Genomic DNA, 15,732 nt, shown 5'->3' with positions numbered 1-15,732 from the left:
CCGGATCCTCGCGCATCCGCACCAGAGTCCGGTCGGCATCATCGAGGTGGGCCTCGCCCCGTCTGTCGGACCTGATCGTCCGCGCCCGCCCGGCTGCGTCCCCGCAGGCCGTCCGCACCCTCGTGGGGGCCGTCGTCGACCCCGCGAGGGCCATCTGGACGACGACGCGACGCCGACAGCCGCTCGCCCGCCCCTCCCCCTACCCGAACGGCCCCCGCGCGGTCATCCTCCTCTGCCTCACCCGAGGACCCGACGCAACGCTTTCAGGCGTCGGCGAGCAGGGAGTCGTACGGAGTGCTGGTGCGGCGGCCCGTCATGAAGGAGATGAAGTCACCTACGAAGGCGCTGCGGCCGTAGGCGCCGCCGGTGGCGGTGAGGTCGCGGTGGAAGGCGGTCCGGAAGAGAGCCCGGTACTCGTCCGCGTCGATGGCCCCGTCGCCGTCCCTGTCCGTGGCGTCGAAGAGCACCTCGGCGACGCGGATGAGCGCGGGACCCGCGAGGGACGGTACGGCGGCGGCGTACTCCTCGACGCTGACGCGGCCGTCGCCGTCCGTGTCGAGGGCGGCCTGGAGCTCTCGCCACCAGGCGGCGAAGGCGTCGTAGAGGCGGGTCTCCTCGGGTTCGTCCAGGTCGAGGCGGGTGGAGATCTCGCGGGCGATGGCGGCGAGGTCCGGCCAGTCGAGGTGGCCGTCGCCGGTCTGGTCCAACACCTGGCGGAAGAACTCCTCCGCCGAGCGTCGCCCCTCACCCGTGGTGGCGGAGGGCGCGGAGGCAGGGACGGGGTCGGCGCCCAACGGTGTGAGGAGGCGGAGCAGGGCCGACGCCCGCTTCATGCGGGCGCGCAGGGCGGTCACCGTCCGGGCGCGGGGGTCGTCGCTCCCGGGCGAGAGCGAGAGGACTTCGATGATGTTCTCGGCGTTGATCCAGCCTTCGGGCAGGAAGCGGGCGAGGCCGGCAGCGAAGTAGGCACCCTGCATGAGGGTCACCGCACCGGGCATCTCCGGCAGGCCGGCCCGCCGCCGGTACGGCTCGGGCAGCGAGGCGACGGTGATCGCGCCTAGGAGCGGACCGGCGACGGCCCGGCCCGCCGCCCACAACGTCGGGGCGCCGTCGAGGAGCGCCGGGGCGGGCAGGTGGTCGAAGAGCCGGTAGAGGATGATGCGGGCCGCCTCGGTGTTCTCCAGCTCGTTCTCGACGACCCGGTCGAAGTATCGCCAGAAGTCGTGCAGTTCCTCGGGAAGTTCATCGGCGTCGCCGTCGAGCGCGGCGAGGAAGGCGCGGTACTCGGCGTACATGCGCTCCATGGTGTCCTGGTCGATCGGCTGGCCGCTCAGCCGGCACATGGTGACGCCGCTCTCGAAGAGGGTGGCGACCACCCACGCGCGGGCCGCCCGGTCCATCGCCTCGTAGGCGCGGCCTCGGGAGTCGGAACCGCTCATGCGGGCGTGCAGCCGGTTGAGCCGGGCGGCCTCCCGTTCCCGTACCGCCGGGTCGGTGTCGAACATGCGCCGCATGCTGACGAAGGTGTTGCGGAGGCGGCGCCAGGGGTGGGCGACGAAGGTGGAGTTGTCGACGAGGGCGGCGCCGATCTGGGGGTGAGCGGCCTCGAGCACGGTGGCACGGATCAAGGCCGGCGCCCAGCGCGGGTCGTCGAAGAAGCCGCGGAAGTGCGAGTCAGGGCCGAACAGGTCTGCCTCGTCGGCCGTTCCGGTGGTTCCGGCTGTTCCGGTGGCGCCCGTGGTGCTGGTGGTTCCGGTGGTCATGATGGGTCTCCGTTGGTCCGGGGCGGCACGCCGCCGAAGCGGCGGTCGCGGCGCCGGTAGGTGTGCAGGCAGGCGAGGAAGTCGGGGGCCCGGAAGTCCGGCCACAGTGCCTCTGGGAAGATCCACTCGGCGTAGGCGACCTGCCAGAGCATGAAGTTGGAGATGCGCTGCTCGCCGGAGGTGCGGATCACCAGGTCCACGTCGGGGGTGTCGGGGAACGGCAGGTGGTCCGCGAACACCCGCTCGGTCACCTCGTCGGCGGGCGTCCCGCTACGGATCAGCGACCTTGCGGCCTCGACGATGTCCCGGCGCCCACCGTGATCGAAGGCGACGGTCAGCGTCATGCCCCGGTTGTCGGCCGTCAGCGTCGTCAGGTCGTCGAAGTCCCGCGCCAGCTCACGGGGGATGCGCGGATCGGCGACCCCGAGGAAGCGGCAGCGGATGCCCCGGGCGAGCAACAGCGGCGCGTGCTTCCGCACGACCCGGCGGACCAGACGCATCAGGTACTCGACCTCGGCGCCGGGACGGCTCCAGTTCTCGGTGGAGAACGCGTACAGGCTGAGCCATTCGACTCCGGCCGCCCGGGCCGCCTCGATGACGTCGATGACCGTGGTCTCCGCGGCCTGGTGGCCCGCCGTGCGGGGAAGCGAACGCTGCTGCGCCCACCGGCCGTTGCCGTCCATCACACAGGCCACGTGCCGCGGCACCGTACGCACCTGCTCGCCGGGGTCCTCGCCGCATGGTCGTCGGCCCGACCGGGCCTCCGGCACCGTACCTGCGTACGGGACTCCGTGGTCCACCCCGCCCGGCCCCGCCCCATCAGGAGCGGTACGACCAGTCCTCCCGCGCTCAGTCACGCCCACCCTGCCCCGCCGCCCCCGCCTCACCCACGCCCCACCGGCGCGCGCCCTCCCAGGAGTCTGGCAAGGGGAAAGGGGCCTGACCGGTGGAAAGGGGAGCTGTCACCCTTGGCGCGTACGTCCGAGTCGCTCGTCGTACCTGTCTCGGACGGTGCTTCCTCCGGTGATCGTCGTCGAAGCCCTCGCCCGGCTCTCGCCGATGCCGTGCCGGATCGTCGTCACGCGGCCGGGGGCCGCCACGGCGGTGCCGACAGTGGACACCGCCCGGGCATGGGTGAGCGCCCGCCTCTCGGGGGATTATGGCGGGCGCTCAGCAGTCATTCCGCTGTCCGGACCTTTCCGGATGCGGTCAGGGTGCCGTCCAATTGCGGTCCGGATTTAGTCCGGATGTAGTCCCGAAGCGGTCCGGATACGGTCCGGATGCGGTCCGGATACGGTCCGGATACGGTCCGGATGCGGTCCGGACCTTTCCCGATGCGGCCGACGCCGGATCGTACGGTGGTCAGTCGCGGGGCGCCCGCGTGGCGGTGTCGAGGTAGAAGGCGTCGATGCTCTGGACGGCCTGCTCGAACTCCTCCAGGTTCACCGGCTTGGTCACGTAGGCGTTGGCGTGGCTGCTGTAGGCGCCGTTCACGTCGTCGGGGGCGGAGGAGGTGGTGAGGACGACGACAGGGATGGTCTGCAGGGCCTCGTCGGTCTTGAGGACCTTGAGCAGGTCCCGACCGTTCATCCGGGGCATGTTCAGATCCAGGACGATGAGGTCGGGCCGGCGGGTGCCGGGCGCGCGCAGGTGCTCGAGTGCCGCGACACCATCGGTGACCTGTACCAGGTTGCGCTCGCCCCGCTCGGAGAGGGCCTCTTCGATCAGCATGGCGTCGGCCACGTCGTCCTCGACCAGCAGGACGTCGAAGGGCTGGGCAGGGGCGGTCATCATCGGTGCTCCATGGGTGCTGCGTCGGAGTGGTCGAACAGGCCGGGCCAACGCCGCCGGGCACCCTGACGGGTCATCCCGCATGCGTCGCCGATCTGGGGGTAGCCGGCACCCGCGCGAGCCGCGGTCAGCGCCGCAGCTCGTTGCAGCTGCTCGGCGGCCTTGTGGATGTGCTCCAGCAGGTGAAGCACGGTCAGGGCCTGCGCGGTCTCTCGCGGCGCGACGTCCGCCCCTCCCTCCGGAGCGACGATGTCCTCGTCGGAGAGATGGAGGGTGAGGCGTCTCGCCAACTGGGCGACCGCCGCTTTCGCGACGGCGGCGGTCTCGTCGGACGTGGTGCGCAGAACCAGATTCCTGCCAGGCATATCCGGCACTGTAGGCCCAGATCCGACCCCGCGACAACATCCGTTGTCGATCACCCTCTACAGTGTGCGCTGCCGCCCGTCTGCGTTGCGGGTGGTCACCACCGGAGGGGCATGCGGCATGAATGGAACGGCAGGATCGCACACGGGAAGGCGGTCGACCTGGACGACCCGTCGGTGGCTGCGCGCGGGCGTGGCGGCCTCACTGACGGTTCTCACCGTCCTGGGTCTCACCGGGACGTGGGTCCTGGGGCGGACGGCCTCACTCAGCAAGGACCTCGTGAGCGTCAGGTCGCCCTCACTGAGCACGACCTTCCGCCTGGAGTCGGCACTGCTGAAACAGGAGACCGGCATCCGGGGCTACGGGCTCACCGGAGCCGCCGACTTCCTGGAGCCCTACCGGCAGGGCCTCGACGAGCAGAAGACCTTCACAGCGCTGCTGCGGGGGCTGCTTGACGGTGAACCGGCCGCCATGAGGGACCTGGCCGTGGTGGAGGAGAGAGTGGAGGCCTGGCAGGAGCGGATCGCCCGCCCGATCGCGGCCGCCCCGGCCGGCTCGCCCTCGCCCCTGGCCACGGAGCGAGCCGCGGAGGGGAAGCGGGCTTTCGACGCGGTCCGCGCCGCGCTGAGTACGCAGCAGGGTCGTCTGAGTGCCGAGCGGGCGCGCGCCGAGGAGGACCTGGCGGACACGATGTCGCTGCGGAACTGGGTGTTCGGCGCGATCGCCGGGTTGATCCTTCTCCTCGCGGTACTGGTCTTCGAGGCCCTGCGCCGCGGCATCACCGCCCCCCTGGGGCGGCTCACCACGGACGCCAGGATCATCGCGGGCGGGAACTTCGAGCATCCCATCGTGCCGACGGGCCCTGCGGACCTGCGCCAGCTGAGCGGCGAGATCGACTCCATGCGCCGTCGGCTCGTACGGGAACTGGCGTTCGCCGAGGAGGCCCGCCAGAGGCTCGACGCGCAGGCGGCCGACCTCCAGCGGTCCAACGCCGAGCTGGAACAGTTCGCGTACGTGGCCTCCCACGATCTTCAGGAGCCGCTGCGCAAGATCTCCAGCTTCACCCAGCTCCTGCAGCGTCGCTATGGCGGACAGCTCGACGAACGGGCGGACCAGTACATCGGGTACGCGGTCGACGGGGCCAACCGCATGCAGGTCCTCATCAACGACCTTCTGGAGTTCTCCCGGGTGGGGCGCCTGCAGGACGATCTGAAGAGCGTGGACCTCGAGGAACTGCACGAGCGGGCGTTGTCCTCCCTGAGCATGAGCATCGAGGAGACCGGCGCGTCGATCACGCATGATTCACTGCCGTCGCTGACCGCCGTCGGACCCCAGCTGAGCATGTTGTGGCAGAACCTGATCGGCAACGCGATCAAGTTCCACCGCCCGGGCATCCCGCCGCGCATCCACGTCTCCGCCGAACGGGACGGCGGGCTGTGGCGGTTCGCCGTCACCGACAACGGCATCGGCATCGCGCCCGAGTACGCCGAGAAGGTCTTCGTGATCTTCCAGCGGCTGCACACCAAGGACACCTACAAGGGCAGCGGCATCGGGCTCGCGATGTGCAAGAAGATCGTCGAGTTCCACGGCGGCACCATCGCCGTGGACCCCGAACACCTCGACGGTGCCCGCATCACGTTCACCCTCGCCGGCGCCCCGGCCTCCGAACCAGCCACCGGGGCCCTGCCGGCGGGCGTCATGGCGGAGCGGACGCCGTGACCCTCACCCACACCCACGTCGCGACTCCGGCTCCCGCCGATCCGACGTACCGGATCCTCCTCGTCGAGGACGACGAGGCCGACGCCCTGCTCGTCGAGGAGCTCCTCCACGACACCGGGCTGCGGTTCGAACTGACCACCCGGACCACGCTCGCGGAAGCCCGCCCCGAGCTTTCCTCCCACGCGTACAACTGCGTGCTCCTCGACCTCCACCTGCCCGACATATCCGGTGCCGAGGCCGTGGCCGCCGTCCGGGCCCTCGCCCCGCACACCGCCGTGATCGTGCTCACCGGCCTGTCCGAGAGCCAGGCCGGCGCCGAGACCATGACCGCCGGTGCCCAGGACTACCTCGTCAAGGGCCGGGTCGAGCCGGAACTGCTCCGCCGGACCCTGCGCTACGCGGTCTACCGGAGCGAGACCGAGCGCGTCGCAGCCCAGGCCCAGAAGGCCCGGCTGCGCGCCGAGGAGAACGCCCGCCTCGAACGCCGACTGCTCGCGCAGCCCATCCTGGAAACCACGACCGTCACCGTGACCAGCCGCTACCTGCCCGGCGCGGAAGGTGCCCTGCTCGGAGGAGACTTCCTCGATGTCGTCGAGGGCGACGACGGACTGCTGCACGCGGTCGTCGGCGACGTGAGCGGTCACGGGCCCGACGCCGCCGCCGTCGGGGTCTGCCTGCGCGTCGCCTGGCGTTCCCTCGTCCTCGGCGGCCACCGCGGCCCCGCGCTCCTGGGGCTCATGGAACGCGTCCTGGTGGCCGAGTGCGGCGACGAGCCGCTCTTCGCCACCTGCACGATCATCACTCTCGACCAGAAGGCGGCCACCGCCACCCTCCACCTCGCCGGTCACCACGGTCCCCTCCTCACCACGGCCGAAGGCACCCGGGAGGTACCCGCGGCACACGGGACGGCTCTCGGCCTCGCCCCGGGGATCGGTCACTGGACGCCCACGGTCCTCCCGCTGCCCGCAGTCGGCGCGCTGACCGTCTACACCGACGGTCTCACCGAAGGCCACCACGGCTCCGGCCGCGACCGGCTCGGCGTGGAGGGCCTCCTGGACCTCATCCAGCAGATCCCGCCGGACGACCCCGCCGCGCACGTGGACCATCTGATCGCACAGGCACAGGCCCCGAACGCGGCACGCCACACCGACGACGTCGCCGTCCTCCGGCTGGACTGGAGCACGGCGCGGTAGGACGGCTCACGGCACCTGGAACGGACGCCGCGCACCACGCGGTCGGCGGTGCGCGGCGTCCGGGGCCCCGCGATCGGTATCGGCCGTCGGGGTCGGCCCGCCCCTCGGCTACGCCTTCGGGTCGTCCCTCATGACGCCCAGGAACCAGCCGGATACGTCGGCCAGCCGACCGCGCCAGATGGGAAACCGCACCAGCCGGTTGGGCGTCATGACAGCGACGTCCCGAAGGTGGATCCACCGGGGGAAATCAGTCGGCTTCGGAACCCCGGCCCGGTCCAGGGCCCGCTCGGCTTCCCTCTGGAACCCGGACAGGCCAGACATGCCCGAGCCTCTGGTCAGAGCGTCCCAGCTGTCCAAATACGCTTCGCGTCCGATGATGTTCCCGGAGATGATCCCTCCGGGGACGTTCAGAGTGACACCGACGGCGGCCTCCTTGGCCTCGTCGGAGTCCATCAGGTCGACCAGAAGCCGCAAGTCCATGTCGAGCACCGGTTCCACGATGCCCGGGTGTCCCACCTCAGTGTCGGGCTCCGTCGCGGGCCCTTCGGAATTCGACATGGCTGTCCGCCCCTCGTCAGTTGAGTTCTCGAGGCCCGCCTACCCCGGTCGACTCGGTTCGGAACTGTCAGGTCTCCCTTTTCCACGGGACGGCTCCCTCCGAGGTCACTCGGACGCCGGCCACAGGGCCCCACGGCCGGTGGGCACCCGCAGACCTGACCGCACTTCACCGCACGCCACTGGGCCCCGACCCAGGGGGGAGGTCGGGGCCCAGCGGTGCGACAGCGGCCTGTCAGCCTGTCAGTTCCGGAAGACGTCCTTGACGTCCTCCTTGGCCTCGCGGGCCTTGCCCTTGGCCTGGTCCGCCCGGCCTTCGGCGGTCATCCGCTCGTTGCCGACCGTGCGGCCCACGGTCTCCTTGGCCTTGCCCTTGGCCTGCTCGACCTGGGCCTTGCCCTTCTCCGTACCCGACATCGTGACCTCCTCGTAGATGATCCGGTTTGGTCTTGACCAGCGCCTGCTCCCGATCACCACGCTCAAACGTCCGTACCGCAGACGGTCGGGCGCGGCTGCTCGTCGTCATGGCGTCGGTGGCTCGACGGGTCAGGCCGAGTACGCGTCGCCCTCCGAGGCGCTCTCGTGTCCTACGAGTGCCCGCGCTGCCGGGCGCGCGGCTCCGCGCCGATCCAAGCCAGTACCACTTCCCGCTCAACGCCCTAAGAATCCCGTAAATATCGCACGCATGACCGAGGGATGGTGGGGCAGACGGTGCGTCGGAGGTTGATAAACATGGTTCCCCTGATTCTCGTTCTTCTGCTCGTACTCATCCTGTTCGGCGCCGGCTTCGCGATGAACGTCCTGTGGTGGGTGGCGATCGTGCTGCTCGTCCTGTGGCTGATCGGCTTCGTCGCCCGCCCGAAGGGCAGCAGCGGCCGCTGGTACCGCTGGTGACCGCACCGTAGTTCCGTACCGTGTGGCCGTGGGCCCACCACCTGACAGGTGGTGGGCCCACGGCCATGCCTGCGACCGCTGAAGTGACGGGGGGAACGAGTTCGTGCACGGTCGGCGGTGGACAGCTCATCACCGCACGCGTACGAGATCCTCCGCCGTTCCGGCCCCCTTTTCGGGCGGGCCGGGGTGAGGAGACGGAGACCTACGGCTGCTGCTGATCGGCGGCTCCGTGCCCGGCGGACGCGGAACGTCCCGCAGGTGGTGAGGTCCGGGGCGTCGGGGGCGGTGCCTCACCCTCGCCATCCGGGTCACGACAGGCACCGCCTGGCGGGCTGGGGCCCCGACCGCCTGATCGACCTGATCGCCAACGGGGCCGGGGCGATGACGCCGGCGGCGATGGCCGGACACGCCGGGGCCTCCGCGCAGCGCTGCTGCGCGGAGGCCCCGGCTACGCACTTCAGGTGGGGTCAGGCGGGGGTGATGTTCTCCGCCTGGGGGCCCTTCTGGCCCTGGGTGACGTCGAAGGTGACGGCCTGGCCCTCCTGCAGCTCGCGGAAGCCGGAGGAGTTGATGTTGGAGTAGTGCGCGAAGACGTCCGGTCCGCCGCCGTCCTGCGCGATGAATCCGAAGCCCTTTTCGGAGTTGAACCACTTCACGATGCCGCTGGCCATACCGCTGTCCTTCGATCTCTCGCCGGGAGTACCCGGTCGGGGTAAGAGGAGGAACCTTCCGCCTAGGGAGGGCGCCCGATCAGCGTCCTACCCCACCGCCCGCCCAAATATTCGATCTTCCCGACGAAAGACGTGGGCGGGGGCGCCCACGGGGCGGCGTGTGCATGAGGGTTCACCCCGGCTGACGGTCAGGCACGGCCCCTGGCCCCGCATGTCACCGCGCACCAGGCCGGCGACGCGCCGGCCTTCGATGCGGTCATAGCCCGCGACGGAGTCTCGTGCACCGGCCTGGGCAGGTCACGTACACGACCCGATGTCGTCCTGTCCGTCATGACGCTCTCCAGAGCCGTGGCTGCCACGCCGAGTACCGATCAGCCACTTTCCGGCACATGAGGGTGGGCGGTTCCAGCACGCCATGCGTCGCCATAGACGCCTCTGCCCATCACCCTCCGTCAAGGGCCTCCACCTTTTCGGCATGAGGTACGCCACAGGGGCCGCCCGAGGCGGGTCGGGCACTTCTACGGTCGCCGTGCGCTCTGGTAGAGGTGGTGGCGTACATGTTCGATTCACCCCCGAAAGCTGCTTATGAACCACGGTCCCGGCTCTCATTCCGACCTCGTCGGCTTCAGCATCGACCTCACCGTCGAGGAGGCGCGTCGGCGTGCCGAGGTCGTGGCAGCCCTTGGGCCCGATTGGGACCCCGTGGCCGTCATGCGTGAGGAGGCGGCGGCTCACGCCCTCCTGTACTCCGGCCTGGACGAGGAGCAGCAGAGGGTCCACGCCATGCTGGTCGCGGCGGGTGTGCTGCCCGGAGAGGGGCCGGGCCGTGCGTCTTCCGCTTGATCCCCACGCCGATCCGGCCCGGCGGGCCTGGGTCGCGTGTCCCGGCTGCGACGACGCCCGTGACTGCGCGAGCTGTCTGGACCGCCGGAACTGCCGGAGCCACTGGCGCTATCTGATCGGGAACAACGGGCCCCGGGTCCACCTGCAGTGCCCGAACTGCACCCACACGTGGACCCTCGACACCTCCCGTGAGCGGCGCGGCCGCCGGGCCTGAGTTCAGCAGATCCGGGGCAGCTGCTCCCCGAGCGGCATGTCGACGACGCGGGTGCCGCCGAGGCCGGTACGCGCGACGACCATGCCCGGGTGGGAGTCGACCGCCTCACCGATGACCGCCGCTTCGAGGCCCAGGGGGTGGGCGCGCATCGCGGCCAGCACGGCGTCCGCCTGCTCGCGCGGGACGAAGGCCACGAGCTTGCCCTCGTTCGCCACGTACATCGGGTCGAGTCCGAGCACCGCGCAGGCGTTGCCCACCGCTTCCGGGATCGGAACAGACCGCTCCTGGATGACGACGCCGGTGCCGGACGCCGCCGCGATCTCGTTCAGTGAGGCGGCCAGTCCGCCGCGCGTGGGGTCGCGCAGCACGTGCAGGTCCTGGGTGACGGCGAGCATGGCCTCGACGAGGCCGCCGAGCGGGGCGCAGTCGCTGTCGATCTCGACTCCGAACTCAAGGCCTTCCCGTACGCTCATGATCGCCACGCCGTGCATGCCGATCGGGCCGCTGATGATCACCACGTCTCCGGGCACCACCCGTTGCGGGCGCAGGTCGACTCCTTCGGGGATCAGCCCGATGCCCGACGTGTTGATGTAGATGCCGTCGCCGTGCCCGGCCTCCACGACCTTGGTGTCGCCGGTGACGATCTGTACGCCGGCGGTGCGCGCCGCCGCGCCGAGGGCTTGCGCCGCGCGGGCGACGACGTCGGTCTCGACGCCCTCCTCCAGGATGAAGCCGCAGGAGAGGTGGCTTGCCCGGGCTCCTCTCATGGCGAGGTCGTTGACGGTGCCGTTGACGGCGAGGTCGCCGATGCTGCCGCCGGGGAAGAACAGCGGGCGCACCACGAAGGAGTCCGTGGAGAACGCCAGGCGGGCGCCGCCGATGCGGATCTCGGCCGCGTCGGCGGTGTGCGCGAGGGCCGGTCCGCCGTAGGCGGGCGCGAAGACGTGTTCGATCAGCTCGGCGGACAGCGCTCCTCCGCCGCCGTGGCCCATGACGATGCGGGGGTGGTCGCGCAGCGGCGCCGGGCAGGTCCAGGCGAGCATGTCGGGTGCCGGCCGTGTGGCGTCGGCCGCCGGGGTGGTGCTGACGGTGGTGTCAGGCAAGGGAGCTGCCCTCCAGGGAGGCGGTGACCGGGGTCGAGGTGCCGGCGGCGGCGCGGACCGCCGCGGGCGGGCGCTGCTCCGGGGTGGCCGCGTCGAGTCGGCGGTAGAGGTAGTACGCGGCGCAGGCGCCCTCGCTGGAGACCATCGTGGCGCCGAGCGGGGAGCGGGGTGTGCAGGTGGTGCCGAAGGCCTCGCACTGGTTCGGTTTGAGCTGGCCCTGGAGGACTTCGCCGCTGCGGCACTCGGCGGGCTCGCGGGTGTCGATGCCCTCGACGGAGAAGCGGTGTTCGGCGTCGTGGTCACGGTAGCGTCCGGACAGGCGCCAGCCGCTGTCCGGGATGACGCCGATGCCGCGCCAGGCCCGGTCGGTGATCTCGAAGACGTCGCCGAGCATCGCCTGTGCTGCTGGGTTGCCGCCGTCGGTGACGGCGCGCTGGTAGGCGTTCTCGACGGTGTGTTCGCCCCGCTCCAGCTGGATCACGGTCCGGCGTACGCCTTCCAGGATGTCCAGCGGCTCGAATCCCGTGACGACGATCGGGACCTTGTGGCGTTGCGCGAGCGCGGGGTATTCGGCCGTGCCCATCACGCTGCACACGTGGCCGGCGGCGAGGAAGCCCTGGACGCGGCAGTCCGGGGACTGCATGATCGCGTCGATGGCCGGTGGAACGCGGACGTGGGACACGAGGAGGCTGAAGTTGCGGATGTCCCGCTTGCGTGCCTGATGGACCGTCATCGCGTTGGGCGGGGCGGTGGTCTCGAAGCCGATGCCGAAGAAGACCACTTCGCGGTCCGGGTTCTGCTCGGCGATCCGCAGCGCGTCCAGCGGGGAGTAGACCACCCTGACGTCGCCGCCTTGCCCGCGGACCTGGAACAGGTCGCGGCCGGTGCCGGGGACGCGGAGCATGTCGCCGAAGGAGCAGAAGATCACCCCGGGTCTGGAGGCGATCTCCAGGGCCTTGTCGATCATCTCCAGCGGGGTGACACAGACCGGGCAGCCGGGGCCGTGGATGAGTTCGATCTCCGCCGGCAGGAGTTGGTCGATGCCGTGGCGGATGATGCTGTGGGTCTGGCCGCCGCAGACCTCCATCAGGGCCCAGGGTCGGGTCACCGTCGCGCGGATCTCGTCGAGCAGCCGCTTCGCCAGGTCCGGGTTCTGGAACTCGTCGATGTACTTCACGGCCGCACCTCTCCGTGGACGTCGTCCTGCTCCTGCCATTCGCGCCCGGCCGCCTCGGCGGCTTCCCACGGGTCGCCGAACTCCTCCTGGAGCATGCCGAGGGTCTCGAACAGCTCCAGCGTCCGCTTGGCCGACTCCTCGTCGAGCCTCTGGAGGGCGAAGCCCACGTGGACGATGGCGTACTCACCGGGCTTCAGGTCCGGCAGGTACTCCAGGCACACCTCCTTGACCACTCCGCCGAAGTCGACGGTGGCCATCCGGGTGCCGTCCCGGTCCTCGACGTCCAGCACTTTTCCGGGTACCGCCAGGCACATGGGTCTCTCCTCTACTGTCGCTCTGGTCGTGGCGTGCCGGGGGCCTTCGGGTCCGTGACCCGGGCGGCGACGACGAGCTGGCCGAGAGCCAGACCGCCGTCGTTCGGCGGGATCAGGCGATGGCGCAGCACGGTGAAGCCGTCCTCCCGCAGTCCTCCGGCGCAGGCCGAGGAGAGCACGGTGTTGGCGAACACTCCCCCGGTCAGGGCGACGGTCTCCACTCCGGTCTCGCCGCGGGCGGTGGCGCAGACCGTACGTACCAGGCGGGCCACGGCGTAGTGGAACCGCGCCGCGACGACGGCCGCGGGGGTTCCGTCGAGGACGTCGGTGGTCACCGCGGCAAGCAGGGGTGCGGGGTCGACGGTGAGCGGAGCACCGGCCTGCGGCGAGCCGAACCGGAAGACGTACCGTGCGTCCTCCGCCACGCCGGGTGCGCCCAGGGCCGCGGCCTCCAGCTCGATCGCGGCCTGCGCCTCGTACCGCGCGTGGTGGCAGATCCCCGCGAGGGAGGAGACGGCGTCGAAGAGGCGTCCCATGCTGGATGTGGGCGTGCAGTTGAGTTCGCGCTCCAACTGCCTCTCCAGCAAAGGCAGTTCTCCGGGCGCGCAAGCTCGTGTGGAGGGCAGTGCGGGGTCGGCGGCGAGGCCCGCGGTCCGCAGGTGCGCCAGAGCCATGCGGTAGGGCCGTCGTACGGCCGCGTCGCCGCCCGGCAGGGGTACGTAGGCCAGGTGCGCGAACCGTGAGAAGCCGGCGTAGTCCGCGAGAAGGAACTCACCGCCCCACACGGCGCCGTCAAGACCGTAACCGGTGCCGTCGAAGGCCACGCCGATCACGGGACGCGTGCCGTCGAGACCGTTCTCGGCCATCGCCGCCGCGACGTGGGCGTGGTGGTGCTGTACGGGGACGACCGGTCGCCCGGCGGCGTGTTCGCGGGCCCATCGGGTGGATCGGTAGGCGGGGTGGCGATCCGCGGCGAGCAGACCGGGCCGTACGCCCGTGACGGACTCCAGCTGCCGCTCGGCGGTGGCGAGGGCGAGCTGGGTGGCGAGGTCGTCCATGTCGCCGATGTGGGCGGAGAGCCATGCCTGTCGGCCGTCGCCCAGGCAGAAGGTGTTCTTCAGGTCCCCGCCCACGGCGAGGGAGGGGGATACGTCGACGGGCAGGGCGACCGGAAGTGGCGCATAGCCCCGGGAGCGGCGCAGCGTCAGCTGCTCGCCGTCGCAGACGCGGACGACGGAGTCGTCGCAGGGCACATGGATCGGCCGGTCGTGCAGCAGCCAGGCGTCCGCCAGACCGGCGAGCCTGGTCAGCGCCTCCGTGTCGCCCGTGACGATGGGTTCGCCCGAGAGGTTGCCGCTGGTCATCACCAGTAGTCGGGGCCCCTCCCGGTCGGCCGCGCCCAGGCCGAGGAGGAGGTGGTGCACGGGGGTGTACGGGAGCATGAAGCCGAGGTCCGGGCTGCCGGGCGCCACCTCCCGCGCCGGAGCGGCCCCGTGGCGGGGCCGGGCGTCGTCGCGGCGGCGGAGCAGGACGACGGGCCGGACGCCGCCGGTCAGGAGTTCACCTTCGAGCGGGCCGAGGTGCGCGAGGGGCTCGATGTCGGCGAGGTCGGCGGCCATCATGGCGAACGGTTTGTCACCGCGCGCCTTGCGACGGCGCAGTTCGGCCACCGCGTCCGGGTTCGTCGCGTCGCAGGCCAGGTGGTAGCCGCCCAGGCCCTTGACGGCGAGGATCGCACCGGCGAGGAGCATCCGGCGTGCGGTGCCGATCGGGTCGCTGCCGGAATCCGGGTCCGGTTCGGTGCCCGAGGGTGCGGTGCCGTCCGGTGGGGAGACCAGCCGCAGGCGGGGGCCGCAGCGGGGGCAGGCGACGGGCTGGGCGTGGAAGCGCCGGTCGGCCGGGTCCGCGTACTCACGGGCGCACTCCGGACACATCGGGAAGCCGGCCATGGTGGTGTGGGCCCGGTCGTACGGCAGGCCTGTGACGATCGTGAACCGGGGGCCGCAGTGGGTGCACGTGATGAAGGGGTGCAGATACCGTCGGTCGGTCGGGTCCGCGAGTTCCGCGAGGCAGTCCTCGCAGGTGGCGGTGTCGGGCGGGACGAGGGTGCGGACGGCGCCGCCCTGGCGGGAGGGCACGATCGTGAACCCGCTCCTGCCGTTCGCGGTCACTTCGGCGGCCTCCACGGACTCCACCCGGGCCAGGGGTGGGGCGTCGGGCGCGAGGCGGTCGCAGAAGGCGGCGACGTCCTGGGGGTCTCCCTCGACCTCCGCGACGACGCCGTCCGCCGTGTTCGTGACGTGGCCGGACAGGCGCAGCCCGGTGGCGAGGGCGTAGACGAAGGGCCGGAAGCCCACGCCCTGCACGACACCGCGGACGACCACGCGGCTGCGCCGGGGGGCCGTGGCGGGTGCGGGTCCGGGCCGCGCCGTGGTCACGCGCCGGCCTGGGCCATCACCGGGGTGTGGACGCGGTTCCCCTCGGTCGTCGCGAGGGCCCGGTCGAGGAGGGCGCCGGCGCCGCGGCCGTCCCGCACCGAGCTGAGGACGATCTCGACCCCGGGATTGACCTGTTGCACGTTGGCGCGGAAGGCCGCCTCGTCGAACTCCGCCGCGTCGGCCATGTCGGTCTTGGTGACGATCACCAGCTGGGCGAGGCCGAACGCGGTGGGGTACTTGAGCGGCTTGTCCTCCCCCTCGGTGACCGAGGCGAGCACGACGCGCAGGGACTCCCCCAGGTCGTAGCCGGCGGGGCAGACGAGGTTGCCGACGTTCTCGACGAACAGCAGCCGGGTGGACTCCGGCAGCCAGTCGTGCAGGTGCCGGGCGACCATGTCGGCCTCCAGATGGCAGAGACCGTCGGTGAGTACCTGCTTGACGGGGGCGCCCGAGCGGGCCAGGCGGCGGGCGTCGTTCTCGGTGGCCAGGTCGGCGGTGAGCGCGGCGGTGCTGACGCCCTGTTCGGCGGCGAGGCGCAGTTCACGCTCCAGCAGCGCGGTCTTCCCGCTTCCGGGGCTGGAGAGCAGGTTGACCACGGTGGTGCCGCGGGCGGTCAGTTCGGTGCGCAGGATGTGTGCCGACGCCTCGTTCTTGGCGAGGACGGCACGCTGGAGATCGACGGCTCGGCACATGC

General features: G+C 71.3%; 17 protein-coding genes and 1 pseudogene. 6 read left to right on the top strand and 12 right to left on the bottom strand.

Features of this window, described 5'->3' with window-relative positions; translation table 11 throughout:
• Positions 1-263 precede the first annotated feature (263 nt).
• From ACRRSS_RS17595 to ACRRSS_RS17580, 4 genes are all read right to left on the bottom strand, one after another.
• A complete protein-coding gene (locus ACRRSS_RS17595) occupies positions 264-1,763 on the bottom strand; it encodes an oxygenase MpaB family protein (RefSeq protein ID WP_435972079.1) in 1,500 nt (499 codons plus the stop codon).
• A complete protein-coding gene (gene uppS, locus ACRRSS_RS17590) occupies positions 1,760-2,479 on the bottom strand; it encodes a polyprenyl diphosphate synthase (RefSeq protein WP_435972078.1) in 720 nt (239 codons plus the stop codon). Before uppS ends, ACRRSS_RS17595 begins: the two co-directional genes overlap by 4 nt.
• A 646-nt stretch (positions 2,480-3,125) precedes the next feature.
• Positions 3,126-3,557, bottom strand: coding sequence for a response regulator (locus tag ACRRSS_RS17585; RefSeq protein ID WP_435972077.1), 432 nt, complete (start codon positions 3,555-3,557; stop codon positions 3,126-3,128).
• Entirely contained in the window at positions 3,554-3,919 is a 366-nt protein-coding gene (locus ACRRSS_RS17580; RefSeq protein ID WP_435972076.1) for a hypothetical protein, read from the bottom strand. The genes ACRRSS_RS17585 and ACRRSS_RS17580 overlap by 4 nt, the downstream gene beginning before the upstream one ends.
• A gap of 118 nt (positions 3,920-4,037) precedes the next feature.
• Between ACRRSS_RS17580 and ACRRSS_RS17575 the strand changes: the two genes are divergently transcribed.
• Positions 4,038-5,636, top strand: a complete 1,599-nt coding sequence (locus ACRRSS_RS17575) for a sensor histidine kinase (protein WP_435972075.1) — start codon at positions 4,038-4,040, stop codon at positions 5,634-5,636.
• Entirely contained in the window at positions 5,633-6,829 is a 1,197-nt protein-coding gene (locus tag ACRRSS_RS17570; RefSeq protein ID WP_435972074.1) for a PP2C family protein-serine/threonine phosphatase, read from the top strand. Before ACRRSS_RS17575 ends, ACRRSS_RS17570 begins: the two co-directional genes overlap by 4 nt.
• Positions 6,830-6,937: 108 nt before the next feature.
• Here the strand turns inward: ACRRSS_RS17570 and ACRRSS_RS17565 are convergent, their stop codons facing one another.
• Together ACRRSS_RS17565 and ACRRSS_RS17560 are read right to left on the bottom strand one after the other, a co-directional pair.
• Positions 6,938-7,387 (bottom strand): hypothetical protein, encoded by a 450-nt coding sequence (locus ACRRSS_RS17565; protein ID WP_435972073.1) that lies wholly within the window; start codon positions 7,385-7,387, stop codon positions 6,938-6,940.
• A 240-nt stretch (positions 7,388-7,627) separates the two neighbouring features.
• Positions 7,628-7,801 carry a CsbD family protein gene (locus ACRRSS_RS17560; protein WP_435972072.1) on the bottom strand — a complete coding sequence of 58 codons (174 nt, stop codon included), beginning with the start codon at positions 7,799-7,801 and terminating at the stop codon, positions 7,628-7,630.
• 315 nt (positions 7,802-8,116) lie between these two features.
• On the opposite strand from ACRRSS_RS17560, the gene ACRRSS_RS17555 reads away from it, so the two are divergent.
• Entirely contained in the window at positions 8,117-8,278 is a 162-nt protein-coding gene (locus ACRRSS_RS17555; RefSeq protein ID WP_351907526.1) for a hydrophobic protein, read from the top strand.
• Between the two features lie 467 nt (positions 8,279-8,745).
• Here ACRRSS_RS17555 and ACRRSS_RS17550 read toward each other — a convergent pair whose 3' ends face one another.
• Complete coding sequence (locus ACRRSS_RS17550) at positions 8,746-8,949, bottom strand: cold-shock protein (RefSeq protein ID WP_351895942.1); 204 nt, start codon at positions 8,947-8,949, stop codon at positions 8,746-8,748.
• 140 nt (positions 8,950-9,089) lie between these two features.
• Here ACRRSS_RS17550 and ACRRSS_RS17545 point away from each other — a divergent pair.
• From ACRRSS_RS17545 to ACRRSS_RS17535, 3 genes and pseudogenes are all read left to right on the top strand, one after another.
• A pseudogene (locus tag ACRRSS_RS17545) lies at positions 9,090-9,276 on the top strand (IS5/IS1182 family transposase); the annotation flags it as partial.
• A gap of 258 nt (positions 9,277-9,534) precedes the next feature.
• Positions 9,535-9,792, top strand: a complete 258-nt coding sequence (locus tag ACRRSS_RS17540; protein WP_435972071.1) for a DUF6400 family protein — start codon at positions 9,535-9,537, stop codon at positions 9,790-9,792.
• Positions 9,776-10,006 carry a hypothetical protein gene (locus tag ACRRSS_RS17535; protein WP_351895949.1) on the top strand — a complete coding sequence of 77 codons (231 nt, stop codon included), beginning with the start codon at positions 9,776-9,778 and terminating at the stop codon, positions 10,004-10,006. Before ACRRSS_RS17540 ends, ACRRSS_RS17535 begins: the two co-directional genes overlap by 17 nt.
• 2 nt (positions 10,007-10,008) lie before the next feature.
• Here ACRRSS_RS17535 and hypE read toward each other — a convergent pair whose 3' ends face one another.
• Genes hypE through hypB form a run of 5 tightly spaced genes read right to left on the bottom strand, consistent with a single transcriptional unit; the run spans position 10,009 to position 15,730 of the window.
• On the bottom strand, positions 10,009-11,049 hold the full coding sequence (gene hypE, locus ACRRSS_RS17530) for a hydrogenase expression/formation protein HypE (protein ID WP_435975360.1): 1,041 nt from the start codon (positions 11,047-11,049) through the stop codon (positions 10,009-10,011).
• 52 nt (positions 11,050-11,101) lie between these two features.
• A complete protein-coding gene (hypD, locus tag ACRRSS_RS17525; protein WP_435972070.1) occupies positions 11,102-12,286 on the bottom strand; it encodes a hydrogenase formation protein HypD in 1,185 nt (394 codons plus the stop codon).
• A complete protein-coding gene (locus tag ACRRSS_RS17520) occupies positions 12,283-12,600 on the bottom strand; it encodes a HypC/HybG/HupF family hydrogenase formation chaperone (protein WP_435972069.1) in 318 nt (105 codons plus the stop codon). Before ACRRSS_RS17520 ends, hypD begins: the two co-directional genes overlap by 4 nt.
• Positions 12,601-12,611: 11 nt before the next feature.
• Entirely contained in the window at positions 12,612-15,038 is a 2,427-nt protein-coding gene (gene hypF / locus ACRRSS_RS17515; RefSeq protein WP_435972068.1) for a carbamoyltransferase HypF, read from the bottom strand.
• Positions 15,035-15,730, bottom strand: coding sequence for a hydrogenase nickel incorporation protein HypB (gene hypB, locus ACRRSS_RS17510; protein WP_435972067.1), 696 nt, complete (start codon positions 15,728-15,730; stop codon positions 15,035-15,037). The genes hypF and hypB overlap by 4 nt, the downstream gene beginning before the upstream one ends.
• Positions 15,731-15,732 lie beyond the last annotated feature (2 nt).

The organism is Streptomyces sp. Qhu_M48, from assembly GCF_051305195.1.
GTDB lineage: Bacteria > Actinomycetota > Actinomycetes > Streptomycetales > Streptomycetaceae > Streptomyces.
This window is presented reverse-complemented; position numbering and strand designations above follow the sequence as displayed.